Origin of the sequence: Alloprevotella rava, from assembly GCF_014195585.1 — a bacterium.
Lineage (GTDB): Bacteria > Bacteroidota > Bacteroidia > Bacteroidales > Bacteroidaceae > Alloprevotella > Alloprevotella rava.
This window is the reverse complement of record NZ_JACICA010000002.1, coordinates 221970-239820: the sequence shown is the minus strand read 5'-3', so window position 1 is coordinate 239820 and position 17851 is coordinate 221970. Positions and strand designations below refer to the sequence as shown.

The 17851-nt window shown below is 51.3% G+C and carries 11 protein-coding genes; 3 read left to right on the top strand and 8 right to left on the bottom strand.

What is annotated here, in order from left to right; translation table 11 throughout:
* The first annotated feature begins 175 nt into the window (after window positions 1–175).
* Window positions 176–4252: a glycoside hydrolase family 2 TIM barrel-domain containing protein gene (locus FHS60_RS02975; RefSeq protein ID WP_183694766.1), complete on the top strand. Its 4077-nt coding sequence runs from the start codon at window positions 176–178 to the stop codon at window positions 4250–4252.
* A 295-nt stretch (window positions 4253–4547) separates the two neighbouring features.
* On the opposite strand, the gene FHS60_RS02970 is transcribed toward FHS60_RS02975, so the two are convergent.
* Complete coding sequence (locus FHS60_RS02970) at window positions 4548–4925, bottom strand: hypothetical protein (RefSeq protein WP_183694763.1); 378 nt, start codon at window positions 4923–4925, stop codon at window positions 4548–4550.
* Window positions 4926–5194: 269 nt separating this feature from the next.
* Between FHS60_RS02970 and floA the strand changes: the two genes are divergently transcribed.
* Window positions 5195–6217 carry a flotillin-like protein FloA gene (floA, locus tag FHS60_RS02965; RefSeq protein WP_009347565.1) on the top strand — a complete coding sequence of 341 codons (1023 nt, stop codon included), beginning with the start codon at window positions 5195–5197 and terminating at the stop codon, window positions 6215–6217.
* A gap of 207 nt (window positions 6218–6424) precedes the next feature.
* The gene (locus tag FHS60_RS02960; RefSeq protein WP_183694760.1) at window positions 6425–7099 is read left to right on the top strand and encodes a hypothetical protein; all 675 of its coding nucleotides are present in this window, start codon (window positions 6425–6427) and stop codon (window positions 7097–7099) included.
* Between the two features lie 115 nt (window positions 7100–7214).
* On the opposite strand, the gene rnc is transcribed toward FHS60_RS02960, so the two are convergent.
* The 7 genes from rnc to FHS60_RS02925 all read right to left on the bottom strand — a co-directional run bounded on the left by rnc (window position 7215) and on the right by FHS60_RS02925 (window position 17714).
* On the bottom strand, window positions 7215–8069 hold the full coding sequence (rnc, locus tag FHS60_RS02955; protein ID WP_009347567.1) for a ribonuclease III: 855 nt from the start codon (window positions 8067–8069) through the stop codon (window positions 7215–7217).
* A 155-nt stretch (window positions 8070–8224) separates the two neighbouring features.
* Window positions 8225–9484, bottom strand: a complete 1260-nt coding sequence (gene fabF, locus FHS60_RS02950; protein ID WP_009347568.1) for a beta-ketoacyl-ACP synthase II — start codon at window positions 9482–9484, stop codon at window positions 8225–8227.
* A 119-nt stretch (window positions 9485–9603) separates the two neighbouring features.
* Entirely contained in the window at window positions 9604–9840 is a 237-nt protein-coding gene (locus FHS60_RS02945) for an acyl carrier protein (protein ID WP_009347569.1), read from the bottom strand.
* Window positions 9841–10107: 267 nt separating this feature from the next.
* Entirely contained in the window at window positions 10108–12591 is a 2484-nt protein-coding gene (locus FHS60_RS02940) for a DUF4982 domain-containing protein (RefSeq protein WP_183694755.1), read from the bottom strand.
* 834 nt (window positions 12592–13425) lie between these two features.
* Window positions 13426–15492, bottom strand: coding sequence for a protein-disulfide reductase DsbD family protein (locus FHS60_RS02935; protein ID WP_183694752.1), 2067 nt, complete (start codon window positions 15490–15492; stop codon window positions 13426–13428).
* Between the two features lie 174 nt (window positions 15493–15666).
* Entirely contained in the window at window positions 15667–16767 is a 1101-nt protein-coding gene (locus FHS60_RS02930) for an endonuclease/exonuclease/phosphatase family protein (protein WP_183694749.1), read from the bottom strand.
* A gap of 8 nt (window positions 16768–16775) precedes the next feature.
* Entirely contained in the window at window positions 16776–17714 is a 939-nt protein-coding gene (locus tag FHS60_RS02925; RefSeq protein ID WP_244957410.1) for a rhomboid family intramembrane serine protease, read from the bottom strand.
* Window positions 17715–17851: the final 137 nt, after the last annotated feature.

The window sequence follows — 17851 nt, the reverse complement described above, 5'->3', positions numbered from 1 at the left end:
TTTGTCTTGAAATTCTTGTCCCATAAGTGCAAGAATAGCTCCTTCGGAGAAAATCTTATAAGGCTGTGAGAAAATTATAGAGACTTTGTACTATCTTTGCCCCTATAATTATTGACAAAAGTAAACATTGTTTCGATTTTCCGAAAGAATATATAACTAATCAATACACTATCTAATGAAAAAAAGAAACCTTTGGGTGTTCCTCGGACTGGCTCTGCCGTTGGGCGCAATGGCTCAAACATCGGCTATAACGCAGTTGCGAGGCTATCACTATGGGCAAGATGCAGCTCCAACAGGCTGGGAGTGGCAAAGCCCCGACTCCGTGGCGTACAACAAGCAGATGCCGCACGCTTTCTTCTTCTCGTTTGCCAACGAGAGCGAAGCGGCTCGCGTGCAACCCACGGCGTCCAAGTACTACGAAAGTTTGAACGGTCAGTGGAAGTTCAACTGGGTGAAGCAACCCTCTGAACGACCGCAAGATTTCTACCGCCCAGATTTCAACGTGAGCGGTTGGGACAATATCGAAGTGCCCATGTCCTGGAACATGGCAGGGCGCCAGGCCGACGGCTCTTGGAAGTATGGTTTGCCCATCTATTCTAATCAGCGCGTCATCTTCGCCCATCATGTGGCAGTGGGCGACTGGAAAGGCGGCGTTATGCGCAAAGCTCCCAGCAACTGGCTTACAGCGAAATACCCCAATGAGGTGGGCTCCTACCGTCGTACATTCTCCGTGCCGGCCGATTGGAAGGGTCGTCAGGTGTATATCAACTTCGACGGCGTGGACTCTTTCTTCTATCTCTGGATCAATGGAAAATACGTGGGTTTCTCGAAGAACTCACGCACGTTAGCGCAATTCGACATCACTCCCTACCTCAACAAGAAGGGCGAGAACGTTGTGGCGCTGGAAGTGTACCGCAACAGCGACGGTTCGTTCCTCGAAAGTCAGGACATGTTCCGCCTGCCAGGTATCAACCGCAATGTTTATCTCACATCGAAGCCACAGTTGCAGGTGCGCGATGTAGTTGCCATTCCCTCTTATAAGGATGCCAACTACACGGATGCAGTGCTCAACGTGAAGACCTATGTTTCCAATCTCGGCAAAAAGGATCAGAAGTTCCAGCTGGCTTATAAGCTGCTCGAGGTGGAGCTTTACGGCGATGCCACTAAGCCTGTCAGCGGAGTGGAGGGAACTGTTCCCGTTTCGCTGGTGAAGAAAGGCAGCGAGAAACTGGCCACTGCGCAGATTGCGGCAGGTAAGGCTGTGCGTCCTTGGTCGGCTGAGCGCCCGCAGCGTTATGTCCTCGTGGGCGAACTGAAAGACGAGAAAGGCCGTACTATCGATACCTACTCCACTTATGTTGGCTTCCGACAGATTGAGATTAAGGATGTCCCCGCAAGTCAAGACGAGTTCGGCCTGGCAGGTCGCTACTATCTCTATAATGGTAAGCCCATCAAGTTTAAGGGTGTGAACCGCCACGAGACGAATCCCGACCGCGGCCATGCTATTACCCACGAACAGATGGAACAAGAAGTCATGCTCATGAAGCGTGCCAACATCAACCACGTTCGCAACTCCCACTACACCAATGATCCTTATTGGTACTACCTCTGCGACAAATATGGTATCTATCTCGAAGATGAGGCCAATATAGAAAGCCATCAATACTATTATGAAGCTCCTTCGCTTTCCCATGTGCCCGAATTCCTGAATCAGCACATCGCGCGTGACATGGAGATGGTACACGCCGAAGTGAATAACCCCTCCGTGGCTATCTGGAGTCTTGGCAACGAGGCCGGCCCAGGCGACAATTTCAAGAAAGCTTACGCCGCCATCAAGGCCTTTGACACCTCTCGCCCCGTGCAGTATGAGCGCAACAACGATATCGTTGACATGGGTTCTAACCAATATCCCAGCGTGGGCGGTGTTCAGGCTTTGGCTTCCGGTAAGACGAAAGCCAAATATCCTTTCCACATCTCCGAGTATGCCCATTCTATGGGTAACGCCGTGGGCGATCTCCAGCACTATTGGGATGCTATCGAAAGCACCAATTATGTGATGGGTGGCGCCATTTGGGACTGGGTGGACCAGGCTATGAATAAGGTGCAGGACGCGCAATATAAGGTGGACGGCAAGAATACTGTCAAGGGGCTTCCCTCTACCACCTACTACTGGGCCTATGGTGGCGACTTCGGCGATAAGCCCAACGACGGAATGTTCTGTATGAACGGTGTGATGCGCCCAGATCTCACGCCGAAGGCTCAATATTTTGAAGTGAAGAAGGTTTACCAGAACGTCGGCGTTAAGTTGGTGGATGCAGCGACCAATCAGGTGGAAATCTTCAATAAGAACTATTTCGAGCCCCTCGAATATACCATCCACTTCAGCCTTTGGCAGGACGGCCAGCAGGTGTCTGGTTCTGGCTGGAACTATAACGTTGCCATCCCCGCCCGTGAAAAGCGCGTGGTGACAGTTCCTAACTACAAGATGGCCGAACTTGACGCCAATTCCGAGTACTTCCTCAAAGTGCAGTTCTTTACCCGTGCCGACCAACCTTGGGCTAAGGCAGGCTATGAGCAGATGAACGAACAGCTGCTTCTCCAAACGGCGCGGACTCTGCCCAGTGTTCAGCAGTCGCAAGCCAAGAAGAGTGTGCCGCAGTCGCGTGCCGTTGCTGGCGGTGTTGAAGTGAGCGGCGACAATTTCAAAGTTATCTTCGACACGCAGCAAGGTGCTATCCGAGAGCTTACTTATGCTGGTAAGCAGATGATAGAAAAGGGCCAAGGTCCTAAGCTGGATGTGTTCCGCGCCCCAATCGACAATGATTATTGGCAGATTGGCGGTTGGTTCCGTAATGGTCTCTACAAATTGACGCACAATGTGAAGAGCTCCACGATTACTACTGACAAGCAGGGCAATTGCGTTGTTTCTTTCATCGTAGAAAGTCATACAGCTCCAGGATGTCAGAACACTTACAGCAATACCGATCGCAATCCCGATGATGTTTATCGCATCAATGAGAAGTCTACCGAACCTGGTATCCTTACTTTCACGCAGCAGCTCGTTTATACCATCTATCCCGATGGTTCTATCGAACTCCAGAGTGCTGTGACAACCAACCATGCAGGTATCGACATGCCGCGTATGGGCTATGCGCTCGAATTGCCTAAGCAGTACGACAACTACACCTATTATGGTCGCGGCCCTGTCAACAACTATTCCGACCGCAAGACGGGCCAGTTTGTGCAGCAGTATGGTCAGAAGCTCGACGATAGCTATATCGTTCTACCGAAACCGCAAGCTATGGGCAACCGCGAGGATGTGCGCTGGATGTCGCTGACGGATAATGCCGGCGATGGCGTTCTCTTCCGTGCCGACAGTACTTTCAGCTGTTCCGCTCTGCCTTGGAGTCAGCTCGAACTCATGGGTGCTTCTCATGCCTATAAGCTCCCGAAGAGCTCCGCGGTTCATGTTCATCTCGATGCGCAGGTGCGCGGTCTCGGAGGTGCAAGCTGCGGCCCAGGCCCATTGCTGGAAGATCAAGTGAAGTCTACTTCTCGCACGTTTGCGTTCCTCATCCGCCCCGTTACGAACAACAACGCGGCAGAGCAAGGCAAGGTGAAGACCAGCGCAACCAGTCCTATCGCGTTCTCGCGCGACCGTGCTGGCGAACTCACGCTCTCTACGAAAGAAAAAGACTGTCAGATTCTCTACTCCATCAATGGTGGTAAACCACAGGTGTACACCAAACCTTTCAACCTGCACCAGGGCGGCGTAGTTACGGTTCAGTACAAGGGCGATAAACGTACTGCGAGCATGATTTTCCCGAAGATCGACGAGATTCCTTTGGAGGCCATCTACGCCAGCAGTATAGAGCCGGACAAAGGAGAGGCTACCCGCCTCACCGACAATAGGCTCGACACCTATTGGCATACGCAATATGGCGTTACGCTTACGAAGTTCCCCCACTGGGTCGACTTCGACTCTGGTGTCTTAGGCACGATGCGCGGCTTTGTTTACACTCCGCGTCAGGACAAAGTCAATGGTCGTGTGAAAGCTTATGAAATCTACGTTTCCAACGATAACAAAACGTGGCGCAAGGTGGCTGAAGGCGAGTTCCCGAATTCTGCAAAAGCGCAGCGCGTTCTCTTCTCTCAGCCCACTAAGGCGCGCTACATCCGCTTCCGTGCTCTCAGCGAGCAGAACGGCGCAGAATACGCCAGCGGTGCCGAATTCTCCGTGGTAGGCGAATAAGATCTAAGCACAGACATATATCTATTAACGAGCAAGCAGAGGATGCAAATCCCCTGCTTGCTTTTTTTGTTGAGAAAAGATAGGGCCCCCTCCATCTCCCCCATGAGGGGGAGTGCTCAGCTTTGGTTCTCGGACGAATCAGGCCAGTCGGACGAATCGGACCAAGTCGGACAGGTCCGATAAGTCCGACCCGTCCGAGAACCCATCCTGATTCGTGCTCCTTCGCCCCTTTCGTGCTCTTTCGTGGGCTAAAAATATCAACAGAATTCCTACTTTTCTCCTCCCACGAAACCCTTCAATCCGCGCACAAAAGGGAGAGAGCAAACAACTCCCCCTTTCTGCGCGCCGATACAATAAGGCTGCTGGCTGATTCCCTTATTGCGTCAGCCGACAGAATAAGGAAGCCAGCTGACACAATAAGGAAACCGACGAGGATGCTTAGGAAAATTTTTACCAAAAGCAGCCGAAAAAAATGAGAAAATCCCTCGAAAACCCCACTTTCCGCAGGATTTCGACCAATTGTTCCAGCCTGCAAAATCAAAAACGCAGCGGAGATTTTGGCAGAAAGCGCCAGCCAGAAGATTTCGCCATCTTTTAGAAGGAAAGCTCTTGTCAAGTTTTCAGGAGGTTTTTTGGTGTTCTCGGACAAGTCGGACTGGTCGGACTTGTCCAAGATTCTGTCGGACGAGTCGGAGAGTCTGTTGAGAGAGCTGCTTATCGGACTGGTCCGACAGGTCCGACCAGTCCGGGTCCCAACAAGGTCACTCAACCCTCCAAGTGGCAACCGAGCACTCCCCCTTATGGGGGAGATGGAGGGGGCTTGTCCCTTTTGGATGCAGAGTTTTCCCTTTTGGGCTGCAAAGGCTTTTTCCCCTCCCACCCTTGCATCTAAAAAAAATCCTTATATTTGCAGCAAATACCAAACATATAAAATATCACACTATGGAAATTGTATCCGTGCTTATGACTTTCGGCATCATCGTTGCCCTAAGCATCTTTTTCTATTTTGTGCCTTTCTTCCTCTGGTTGAGCGCGAAAGTTTCTGGCGTTCATATCTCGTTGATCCAGCTCTTCTTGATGCGCATCCGTAATGTCCCGCCAGGTATCATCGTGCCCAGTATGATTGAGGCGCACAAGGCAGGACTGCAAAATATTACGCGTGATAAACTCGAGGCACACTATATGACCGGTGGTCATGTGCAGCGTGTGGTTCATGCTCTTGTTTCAGCCAATAAAGCCAATATAGACCTCACCTTTGAGAAGGCTACCGCTATCGACTTGGCAGGTCGCGATGTTTTCGAGGCTGTGCAGACCAGTGTGAACCCTAAGGTGATTGATACGCCGCCCGTTGCTGCCGTTGCAAAGAACGGTATTCAGCTCATCGCCAAGGCTCGTGTCACGGTGCGCGCCAATATCCAGCAACTCGTGGGTGGTGCAGGCGAAGAAACCATCCTGGCCCGCGTGGGCGAAGGTATTGTGTCGAGCATCGGTTCGGCAGAGAGCCATGAAACCGTGTTGGAGAACCCCGACAGCATCTCTAAGCTGGTGCTCCGTAAGGGACTCGACGCTGGTACGGCCTTTGAGATTCTCTCCATCGATATTGCCGACATCGATGTGGGTAAGAATATCGGTGCTACCTTGCAAATGGATCAGGCCAATGCTGATAAGAACATCGCTCAGGCCAAGGCGGAAGAGCGTCGCGCTATGGCTGTGGCCACAGAGCAGGAAATGAAAGCCAAGGCGCAGGAAGCCCGCGCAGAAGTGATTCGTGCAGAAGCACAAGTGCCACTGGCTCTGGCCAAAGCCCTCAACGATGGCAATATGGGCGCGATGGACTACTACCGACTCAAAAACCTTTTGGGCGATACAGAGATGCGCGAAGAGATTGCCGGCCTGGCAAAGAACGGCCTCTCCTCCTTAGGACAAGGAAATACCCCTCCCCCAGTGCCTAAGCGCCGCGACTAAGAGAGCGGAAAACTAAGATAACGTGCCAATGCGTTGCCCTATCATGCTGGGTGGCCATTGGCACTTTTTGTTTCCCACAGTCTGCGAATGCCACAATAGTATAAGAAATACTAATGTTTTGTTAAAAACTGGAAAACGCTTACATATTGTTGTTGGAACTCTTTACATTTGTGGCCGAATGTAATAATAACAAAAGAAAGAATAAGTATGAAGAAAATTGTTTTCACATTGGCAGCGGTTGCTGCTTTCAGCTTCGCTTCCTGCGGAGGAAACAAGACAGAGAAAGGCGGAGTAAACGATTCCGACAGTACGACAGTGGTGGCTGATGCTACGAATGACCCCGTGGCTGCTGCGGCTCAGGGCGTGACGGAGCAATTGAAGGCGAGTGTGAATGACCCCGAGAAGTTGCAGGCGGCTGTTACGGCTGTGCAGGCTACGCTTCAGCAATACTTGGTTGACGGTAACAAAGAAGCCGTGGTAAAGTATGCGCAGTTGGTTCAGAACTATATCAACGGCAATGCAGCAGTGAAAGAAGCCCTCACAAAGGCGAAAGTGAGCCTTTCGGAGGATGCTGCTGCAGCTAAAGCGGATGTTGCCACCAATCTCTTTGAAACCCTGAACGGGATGGTCAATGTGGCAAAAACTTCCGATGGTGCTATGGAGAAGGTAACAAAAGCTGCTACCGAGCAGGTTCAGGAAGCTGCAAGCGCAGCGGCAGATAAGGCCGTGGATGCTACAAAAGAAGCTGCCAAGAATAAGGCAAAGGAAGAAATGAAAAAAGGTGCTGAGAAGGCCGAAAAAGCTATGAAAGAATCGGCAGATAAAGCCAAGGAAAAGACTTCAGAAGAGGTGAACAAGGGTTTGAAGAAATTCGGCCTCTAAAGCTTTTCGCTTCGATAGATTGAGGATGCAGCTTCTTTGAGAGCTTGTCCTCACAGAAAAACGCCCGGCCTGTAGAGGTCGGGCGTTTGTAGTTATGATGCGGCTTATTGTAGCCTTAGTTTTTTGCGGTCTTGTCGGCAAGCACAGGAGAAGCTTCAGTGGATGGGAGAGCCGCAAATTCCTGCGCCTCCATGGCAGTGCGGCTTTCCTTTGCTGCAAAGATGCTGTCCTTAAACTTGGTGTCCTTGTTGAGCATTTCGAGCGCTTGATGTGCGGCGTTCTGCTGACTCTCTTTCTTAGAGTAGCCACGCCCCTTTCCTGCTTTTTTGCCTTCCAGGAGTATGATGGTGTTGAACACGGGAGAGTTGCTGTTCTCCCCTTCCATATTCTCCAGTTTGAACTCGGCACGTAGCTTATTCTTCTGGCTCCATTCCAACAAGCGCGACTTGAAGTTTTCTTCCTTGCGCGAAAGTGCTTCGAGATTGATGTATTGCCCCAGAATGCGCTTGTCCACAAATTCGTAGCATTTCTTAAAGCCTCGGTCGAGATATACCGCGCCGATAAAGGCTTCAAAGGCATTGCCACCGATGTTGTTGCGTCGAGTTGTGGGGCGCGTATTGAGACTGATGAGTTGGCTAAGTCCCATCTTCTCTGCCAGCAGGTTGAGCGTGGAGCGCTGTACCACCTTGCTGCGCACATTGGTCAGAAATCCTTCTCGCCTGCGCGGAAATTTCTTGAAAACAATGTCGCTGACGATGGTCTCAAGCACAGCGTCGCCTAAATATTCGAGTCGCTCGTTGTTGACGGCGCGGCCGGAATGATTCTTATACACCTTGCTGCGATGGGCTAAAGCGGTCTGATAGAGCTCTATATTGTGCGGATAGAACCCTAAGATGTCGTAAATTTGAAAATAAAGCTCCTTGTCCTTGCGGAAGAGGAGCTTCAGTCTATCAAGTAAATTCGTGTTCATTCTATTAAGTTACGAGTTGCGAGGTACAAGCTGCGAAGCACAATACCCCTCGTATGAATGACGATGTAGGAGATATGCAACGTTACAAACAAGGGACAGGACACTAAGAGCCAGCAACTGAACGCTGTCTTGTGTCTCGTCCCTCGTAGCTTTGTTTACTTGTACTTCTTCATAATGACGCACGCGTTGTGTCCACCAAATCCGAACGTGTTGCTCAGAGCTGCGCGTACTTCGCGTTGTTGCGCCTTGTTGAAGGTAAAGTTTAGCGAATAGTCGATCTCGGGATCTTCATCGCCATCTTCATGATTGATCGTCGGCGGAACAATGTCGTTGGCCACTGAGAGTGCGCAAACCATGGCTTCAACACCTCCGGCGGCACCCAGAAGGTGGCCCGTCATCGATTTCGTTGAGCTAATATTGAGCTTGTAAGCTGCATCGCCGAATACGTCCTTAATTGCCTTTACCTCAGATATGTCGCCCACAGGAGTAGAAGTACCGTGTACGTTGATATAATCAATATCTTCGGGCTGCATTTCAGCATCTTTCAGCGCGCGCTGCATAACAAGTTTTGCGCCAAGACCCTCGGGGTGAGATGCGGTAATATGGTGTGCGTCGGCACTCATGCCTGCACCGGCCACTTCGCAGTAGATGTGTGCGCCGCGAGCAAGAGCGTGATCGAGCGTCTCCAACACGAGGATACCTGCACCCTCTCCCATGACAAATCCGTCGCGGCTATTAGAGAACGGACGGCTTGCGTGCTCGGGGTCGTCGTTGCGAGTGGAGAGCGCGTGCATGGCGTTGAAGCCTCCGAGGCCGCAAGCCCAGATTCCAGCTTCTGCACCGCCAGTTACAATAGCGTTAGCTTTGCCCAAACGCAAGAGGTTGAACGCGTCGGCCAAGGCATTGGTGGAGCTGGCGCAGGCGCTCGTCGTTGTGTAGTTCGGGCCGCGGAAGCCGTAGTTGATAGAGATTTGTCCGGCAGCGATGTCGGCAATCATCTTAGGGATGAAGAACGGGTTGAACTTCGGACCCTCAGCTTCATGCAATGCGTAATAGCCGGCCTCCTCTTCAAACGTGTGGATACCGCCGATGCCGACGCCTAAGATAACGCCAATTTCGTTTTTGTCCACTGTGTCGAGGTCCAGACCAGAGTCTTTGATGGCTTCTTGCGCAGCTACGAGTGCGTACTGTTCGTAGAGGTCCATCTTACGAGCCTGCTTGCGGTCGATAAAGTCCGCAACCTTAAAATTCTTTACTTCGCACGCAAAGTGAGTTTTGAACTTCTCTGCGTCAAAATGCGTAATAGGAGCTGCGCCACTAACGCCGTTTTTGATGTTCTCCCATGTTTCGGGAGCGGTGTTACCTACCGGCGTGAGGGCACCCATACCTGTCACTACAACTCTGTGTAATTCCATTTTATGAGAGCTAATCTGTTAATAAAGCGCAACGTTTAACGTCTGGAGAAACACGCACCCATTGAGGGGCGCGTTTCTGAAAACGTTAAACGTCGGTATCGGAACTATGGATACAAATATTATTTTGTATGCTCTTCGATATAAGCGATTGCATCGCCAACGGTGCTGATCTTTTCGGACTGGTCGTCGGGGATAGTGATACCGAACTGCTTCTCAAATTCCATAATGAGCTCTACAGTATCGAGTGAATCTGCGCCCAGGTCGTTTGCGAAGCTTGCTCCGTCTTGTACTTCTGCCTCGTCAACGCTCAGTTTGTCAACGATGATTGCCTTTACTTTATCAGAGATTTCAGACATGATTGTAAATAATTAATTTGTTGTTAATATGATTTTTCTGTTTTTGTAGGCTGCAAAAATAGAGACATTTATGCACATACCCAAACTTTTTATTCGAAAACTGCTGTCTCGTTGCACATTTTTTCCTACTTCTGTGCAATTTTGATATTCCTGGCTGATAAAAAGAGGGATAAGTTGGTGAGAATGTGGGAGAAAATGGAGGACGGAAGGGGCGTATCATTTTGAAGAGCTGAATTGGGCGTCGATTTCTCTTAGGGGTGATTTCCTTTATTGGCTTTTTCCCGTGGCGCGAGCGGGCTGCAAGCCGGCGGCTGCGGCTTCGAGGGTGAATGCGCCAGCTTTGTTGGTGGTTTGAACAATCACGGTACACATTCCGCTAAAGAGGTGCATCTGCGGCTCTTGGAACGCATCGAGACAAGTGGGGTCGCCGTTGGCCGTGGCTTTGAAATGTGCGTTGCCAGAAACTTTGAAACGTACCAGTCGGTTATCGGTAGGACAGAGATTACCGTCCTTATCAACGGCACGTACCGTATAATAAGCCACATCTTCAGCGTTGGCACGAAGAGATTCACTGTCGGCGCGCACAAGTTCAAGATGGTGGGGCTTACCTGCTGTGCGCACCACCTTTTCTGCCACCTGCTCTCCCCTATCATTATAGGCCACCACACGAAGTTCGCCGGGTTCGTAGACAACATCGTTCCACATCAGTCGGTAGCGTTTCTCCACATCCTTATAGTCCTCGGGCTGGGTGCGGCGCGGCGCAGACTTTGGTGCATCAGCCTTGCGCAGACGTCCCTGACTTTTCCCATTCACGAAAAGTTCGGCCTCGGGATAATTCGTATAAACAAAGACGGGCGTAGTCTGCCCCTCTCGTCTCGGCCACGTCCAATGCGGCAGAACGTGCAGCGTGGACGCCTGTTTATTCCAAACGCTCCGATAGAGATAATAGCGATCCTTGGGCAGCGAAGCCAGATCGATGATGCCGAAGTAGGAACTGTGCGCTGGCCAAGCATTGGTGTCGTAGGGCGTAGGCTCACCCAGATAATCGAAGCCCGTCCAAACGAATTGCCCCAAAGTCCAGGGCTGGTCGTCGGCGTTGGCAAAATCCCAGTCGGGTATGTTCGACCACCAGCAGGCCTCTAAGTCGTACGAACTGGATTGGTTGTCGGGATACATCTTTCCGTCCGCTTTGACAACAGGAAACTTATAAACACCGCGCGAACTGACCGTTGATGCCGTTTCCGAACCGAGCACATAGCCCTGCGGCAGACCCTCGTAGCCTTCTTGATAGCGATGGGCGCGATAGTTATACCCAGGGATGTCTATCATAGCCGCAAACCCATTTGTCAGTACACAATCCCACTGATCCATGCCGCAAGTCACTTTGCGCGTGGGGTCTTCGCGGTGGCAGATGTCTTGCAGGCGGCGGGCCACGGCATATCCGTTTGGCGAACACTGCGTGGGCACTTCGTTACCAATGCTCCAGAGTACAACGCTCGGGCTGTTGCGATAGTGGCGTACCATGTTGACGATGTCTTTCTCAGCCCAATCCTTGAAGAAGCGGTGGTAGCCGTTTTCGCACTTTGCTACGTCCCACTCGTCGAAAGGTTCAATCATCATCATGAAGCCCAGAGAGTCGCATAGCTCAACGAGTTCGGGCGCCGGCATATTGTGGCTCGTGCGGATAGCGTCGCAACCCATGTCCTTGAGTAGGCAGAGCTGATGGATGAGTGCACTTCGGTTGACGGCCGCACCAAGTGGCCCTAAGTCGTGATGGTTGCAAACTCCCTGAAACTTACGGTGCTGACCGTTGAGAAAGAACCCTTTGTCGGGCACAAACTCCAAGGAACGAATACCAAAGCGCGTTGTGTAAGTATCTTGTAGTTGTCCGTCGGCCGTATAGATGCGGCTCACGGCGCGGTATTGCTGCGGTGTTTCGGGCGACCATAAGCGCGGGCGTTCTATCGTGAAATGCTGCACGAAAGGCTGGCCGTGCATCGTGGTTTGTGTGTTCTCGCGTGTGAGTACGATATGGTTGTTATCGTCGAAGATAGTAGTTGCGATGCGCAAGGGCATCCCCTCTCCTCCTTTCACATTGAGGCGAAGCTCCACGGAGGCGTAGTCGGCTGCCACGTGCGGCGTGAGCACCTGCGTGCCCCATACAGGCACATGGATGCGGTTTGTGTGGATGAGTCGGACATTGCGGTAAAGTCCTGCACCAGGGTACCAGCGCGCCGACTGCGGGCGGTTCTCCAATCTAACGGCCAAAACGTTGGCTTGGCCGTTAGGATTCAGATAAGGCGTAATGTCGACGAAGAAACTGTTGTAGCCGTAAGGCCAGAAAGCTGCTTTCCGTCCGTTTACAAATACTTGCGCCTCGCTCATTGCCCCATCGAAGAGCAGCGTGGTGCGTCCGGCGGTGTCGGCCGCGAAAGTTGTTCTGTACCACCCTACTCCCGCATACGGCAGTCCACCTGTGCGCCCTGTCTTTTCCGAAGCCTCCGTCTCGCCGTTCTGTGTAACGGCCACGCGCTGCAAGTCGTTGTTGCGGGAGAAAGGCCCTGTGATGGCCCAGTCGTGGGGGATGCTCACGGCTTGCCACGCCTTGCTGTTGTATTCCGCGGCTTCTGCGCCCAGTGCCTCACCTCTGTGGAATTGCCAGTGGGTTTTGAGCAATGTTTCCGAGCGTTGTGCCGATGCTGCCGTGGTGCAGAGCAGTCCGGCAATGAGGAGAGAATGGAACGGATTCATATTGTGTCGATTTATTTCTGCTGACAAATGTAGAAAAAAAGTATGAATTCTACACAAGGAAAAGCCCCTCCATCTCCCCCATGAGGAGGAGTGATCGGCTTCCACTTGAGATTCTTGAGTGGCTTTATTGGGTCTCGGACAGGTCCGACCTATCGGACTAATCCGATAAGCAGCCCCTTCAACAGAATCTCGGACCAGTCCGACCCGTCCGACTTGTCCGAGAATACCAAAAACCTCCTGAAAAATTGACAAGGGCTTTTCTTCTAAAAGATGGAGAAATTTTTTTGTTTACGCTTTCTGCCAAAATTTTCGTGGCATTTTTGCTTTCACAGGAGAGAAAAATTGGGGGAAATCCTGCGGAAAGTGGAGATTTCGAGGGTTTTTCGCACTTTTTCGGCTGCTTTTGATGAAAATCTTCCTTATCCTCTTCGTCATTTTCCTTATTGTGTCAGCTGGCTTCCTTATTCTGTCAGCTGACATCCTTATTGTGCAGGCTGACGCAATAAGGAAATCCGTGTGCAGGAGGATTGGATTGTTCGCTCTCTCCCTTTTGTGCGCGGATTGAAGGGCTTCGTGGGAGGGGGAAAGTGGGAATTCTATTGATGTTTTTAGCCCACGAAGGAGCACGAAAGGGGCGAAGGAGCACGAATCAGTATTGGGGCTCGGACGGGTCGGACTGGTCCGAAAAGTCTGAGAACCCAAGCTGAGCACTCCTCCTTATGGGGGAGATGGAGGGGGGTTATTCCTTCTGGGCTGTGGCTCTGTCTTTTCTCAACAAAAATCCCCACGCGCTGTGGAGCACGTGGGGAGGATGAATGATTATCTCGGTTTGGTTTATTTCTTATCGCGGTAGTTCTTGAGACCTTCCTGAAGGAATTTAACGTAACCAGGGATGTCCTCTTTGTAAGAGAAGCTGTGGTTGAGGGCCTTTCCGTCGTTGTCGACAGGCACATAGAACGGCTGAGTCTGCGCACCGAACTTGGTGCTCTCCAAGTAGCTCCACTTGTCGCCTACAGTGCGGAGAGTTTTGATTGTGCCGTCTGGCTGCTTCACTTCGATATTCTCGGGCAAGCGCGTCTTATCGTCTACATAGAGAGAGATGAGTACATAGTCCTTGTTCATAATATCGCGCACCTTGGCATCGTGCCACACGGCCAGCTCCATCTTGCGGCAGTTCACGCAGCCAAAGCCCGTGAAGTCGAGCAGAACCGGTTTTCCTGCTTTCTTGGCATAGGCCATTCCTTCCTCGTAGTCGCGGAAATGTGCCTCCACCTTCACTTGGTCGAGATTGAAGTCCTGCGTGTACATCGGCGGAGCAAAGGCGCTGATAGCTTTGCAGGGCGCGCCCCAGAGTCCGGGAATCATATAGATGGCAAAAGCCAAGCTGCCGAGGCCTAAGAAGAAGCGCGTCACGCTGGTGTGGGTATCATCGTCGTCGTTGGGGAACTTAATCCAGCCGAAGAGGTAAGCGCCCATCAAACCAAAGATGGCAATCCACAGGGCAAGGAAGGCTTCGCGATCCAGAATATGCCAACCGTAGGCCAAATCGGCTACGCTGAGGAACTTCAAAGCGAAAGCCAGTTCGATGAAGCCCAGAACCACTTTCACAACGTTCATCCAGCCCCCGCTCTTTGGTGCTTTCTTCAGCATCGTGGGGAAGAGAGCAAAGAAAGTGAAGGGAAGTGCCAACGCAATGGCAAAGCCCAACATTCCGATAGTGGGGTTGAGGATTGAACCGCCCGCAGTGGACACTTCAACCAACAAGAATCCGATGATAGGGCCTGTGCAGGAGAAGCTCACAAGGGTGAGCGTGAACGCCATTAAGAAGAGTCCCATGAAACCCGATGCGCTGCTGGCTCGATCGTTCATTTTGTTGTTCCAGCTGGAGGGCAGCGTGATTTCGAAGCCTCCCAAGAAACTGGCAGCAAAGACAACGAGCAAGAGGAATAGGAAGATGTTGAACACAGCGTTTGTGCTCAAATCGTTCAAGGTGTTGGCACTCGATACGGAGGTGACGATGAGGCCCAGAGATACGTAGATGACCACGATGCTTATACCGTAGATGATGGCATCGCGGATAGCTTTTCGCCGGTCATCGTTGCGGTGGAGGAAGAAGCTCACCGTCATCGGGATGATAGGCCAAACACAGGGCGTGAGAATTGTGATGAGTCCGCCAACAAAGCCCATGAGGAAGATGTACCAAAGCGTGCGGTTGTGTGTGCCGCCGTCTTCGCCCCAATGCTTGAGTTGCTCGATGGAAGATTCATACCAGCGCGCCACATCTGAAGAGTCGGCCGGAGCTACTACGGGAGCAACTGCGGCCGTGTCCGTTGTAGCCATGGTTGCAGCCGTATCAACAAGCATATTGTTCTGAACTCCTGTGGCAACATTCGTATTTTGTCCAGGCTGTTGAGCCACAGCCGCCGCAGCAGCTTTGGCCGCCTCGCCGGTAGGGCCATCGGAGCCGTTGACAACTACCTCTGTTGTAGAGGGCGGCAGGCAATTCTGATCGTTACATGCGCCCCACTCCAAGTAGGCCTTTAGTTTGTAGTCCTTTTTCGTTAGTTTGATGCGCTGCGTGAATGTAGCTGTGTTTTCAAAGAAGGATAGTTGCATCTCGAAAACTTCGTCGTGCATACTTTTCACTCCAGGGCCTGGCTTGAGAGCTCCAATGGGCTCAGCACCATCCGCCTTGTCCACACCAAAGCGAGCCGCCGTTGGGCCGCCGTCTGGGATATTAGTACTGTAGACATGCCACCCTTTGGCAATTTTAGCCTTGAAAGTGACGTCTATCTCTGTTGGGGAAACACGCTTCTGCGATACGCTGAACGACACCTGCGCTTGCAGTGTGTTGAGGAGTCCTGCTATTGTCAGCAAAAGCAAAGAGAGAAATTTCTTCATAAATTATTCTAGGAAATTTGAGGTTTATGGCGACAAAAATACCTAATTATTTTTATTCTATTCCTATGGGGATGTGTTTCTTCAAGTATTTAGAGAATACTTTTCTATAAAAGTGGGGAGAAATAGCTTTGTTTTTTGTGACAAAGGCTCAAAGAAAAGCCCCATCATGTAGGCTCAACGCTCCCGTTTGAAGTAGCCAATGATGGGGTAGTGGTCTGAAAAAGTGACGCGGTTGTCTATGTAGGCGGCGAAAGGCCGCCAATTGTCGGAGCAGAAAAGGTGGTCGATGCGCACAATAATGGCATCGCGGTTGAAAGACCGTCCCAATCCGTTGCCAGTGCGCACATAGGCATCGCGTAAGCCTTTGCTCATGCGATGGTAAGTATTGGAGATGGGACTGTCATTGAAGTCGCCGCAAACAATCATGCTCTGACCTTTCTGTTGCGCTATGAAAGCCGTGATGGTGTCCACCATGGCTGCTCGCCCGATGCTGGCCCGGCTAATTTTAGATATGATGGTGCGAGCGGCTTTCTCATTGGTGTTCTCGCCTGGCTCCCGCACGCTGTTGTGGAACTCCTCTCTGTCGTCCTGCGTAAGGCCCATGCTGTGCAGGTGGTTATTGATGACGAGGAGCGTGTCCTTATCCGACAGTTTGAGCCAGTAGGCCATTGTTCCGTTGTTGCCTATTTGGCAGATGCGCTCGCTGCGGACAATCGGATATTTACTGAACAAGACAAGCTTACTATCGTTGAAAGTATCCTCTTGATGGTGGCGCTGTTTGCGGAAAAAAGGGTAGATGTATTTCTCATAATAGTCGTCGAGAGCAAAGCCTTCTTGCACACAGACAATATCAGGATTCTGGTTCGCCAGATAGCGCGCAATGCGGTTGCCGGTTATTCCGTTGACGGTGTCGTTTATGGCGCAGCCCCATCCAGCGGTGTTGTAGGAAATCACCTTTAGGCAGCCTTTCGGCGCAGGGGAGCTGAGATTGAGCGGGAAGTAGGTGCGGATGGGCACAATACAGACGAACACCCCCAAGAGCGTAATCCAAAGTTTGCGCGGCGTGAATATCAGCGAAAGGAAGGCCATGAAAAGCGTGCCGGCAAGCAGAAAGGGAAAAGCAAGTCCAAGGATGCTGAGTAGTCGGAAGTGGGTAGGGTTGACCATGACCGATGCTGCGCACGCCCACAATAAGAGTACGCTTGTCCATGAAGCACCTATGATGATTTTAGCAAAGGTGCTCGTTCCTTTTCCTTTTTGTGTCTTTCCGGCCATGGGAGCTATTAGGATTGAGAATTACGGAAGAGGAAATCTTTCTCTTCGCGCGTCAGGCTATCATAACCCGACCGATTGATTTTATCGAGAATGCGGTCGATTTCTGCCTCTTGTTGTTTTTTCTGCAGATTATAGTCGTAGTCAGATGTATGACTGTTGAACGCTCGTCCACCACTTATATGTATGTCCGGTTGTTTTCCGAATCGTTTTTTCATGCGTTGCCAGAGCGTAGGTTTGTCAGGTGTGTAATTGTCCCAGCCTCTAAAGTTGCTCGTGCGGCTGCTCTGCTTGCGCCAGTATAAGAGTAGCAACCAGCCGAATAGCATTCCGCCGAGATGCGCAAAGTGTGCGATATTGTCGGACATACCGAGCGAGAGAGCTTCTATGACAATGTAGCCCATCACGAGGTACTTAGCCTTGAGCGGGATAGGGGGAATGAGCAGCATGATACGCTCGTTGGGGTAGAGAAAGCCAAAAGCGAGCAGTATGCCGTAGACTGCGCCCGACGCACCTATGGTGGTCCACGCGTTCAGCAGCTGACCCATGGGGATGAGTACTCCGTTGACATTTGCAAACTGGTAGTTCTGCATTCCCTCAACGAAATATTGCGCCAGCTGCCACACTTCCTGGCTCAAAGCCGCTCCGAGGCCACATACAAAGTAGTAGGTGAGGAATCGGCGGGTGCCAATGGTGCGTTCGATAATGCCTCCGAACATCCAGAGTGCAAACATATTGAAGAAAAGGTGGCTCAATCCGCCGTGGAGGAACATATAAGTGAAGGGCTGCCAAAGGTAGAAATCATCAGCCAGTACAAAATGAAGCCCCAACCAACTGGATAGGTCGACAATTCCTGCCTGTTGAAGCACCGTCTGCGCCAGCAGAACGATACAATTGATGATGAGCAAGTTTTTAGTAGCGGGCGGCATTGCGCTCATAGGGTTTGCCATAATCGTTTCTTATTTTTTCGCTGCAAAGATACAATTAAAGTGCCAACAAGTATTGTCCGCTGCTTTTCTTAATGTGGTTTTGACTGTCTTTGTAGCGGTTGTGGTGGAGAATGGATTGAAGTTTCTTTCCCACATCT

Bases quoted from the DNA above. Each gene is read 5' to 3' on its own strand.
- FHS60_RS02975 (WP_183694766.1), top strand. From the start codon at position 176: ATGAAAAAAAGAAACCTTTGGGTGTTCCTCGGACTGGCTCTGCCGTTG.
- floA (WP_009347565.1), top strand. From the start codon at position 5,195: ATGGAAATTGTATCCGTGCTTATGACTTTCGGCATCATCGTTGCCCTA.
- FHS60_RS02960 (WP_183694760.1), top strand. From the start codon at position 6,425: ATGAAGAAAATTGTTTTCACATTGGCAGCGGTTGCTGCTTTCAGCTTC.
- rnc (WP_009347567.1), bottom strand. From the start codon at position 8,069: ATGAACACGAATTTACTTGATAGACTGAAGCTCCTCTTCCGCAAGGAC.
- fabF (WP_009347568.1), bottom strand. From the start codon at position 9,484: ATGGAATTACACAGAGTTGTAGTGACAGGTATGGGTGCCCTCACGCCG.
- FHS60_RS02945 (WP_009347569.1), bottom strand. From the start codon at position 9,840: ATGTCTGAAATCTCTGATAAAGTAAAGGCAATCATCGTTGACAAACTG.
- FHS60_RS02940 (WP_183694755.1), bottom strand. From the start codon at position 12,591: ATGAATCCGTTCCATTCTCTCCTCATTGCCGGACTGCTCTGCACCACG.
- FHS60_RS02935 (WP_183694752.1), bottom strand. From the start codon at position 15,492: ATGAAGAAATTTCTCTCTTTGCTTTTGCTGACAATAGCAGGACTCCTC.
- FHS60_RS02930 (WP_183694749.1), bottom strand. From the start codon at position 16,767: ATGGCCGGAAAGACACAAAAAGGAAAAGGAACGAGCACCTTTGCTAAA.
- FHS60_RS02925 (WP_244957410.1), bottom strand. From the start codon at position 17,714: ATGGCAAACCCTATGAGCGCAATGCCGCCCGCTACTAAAAACTTGCTC.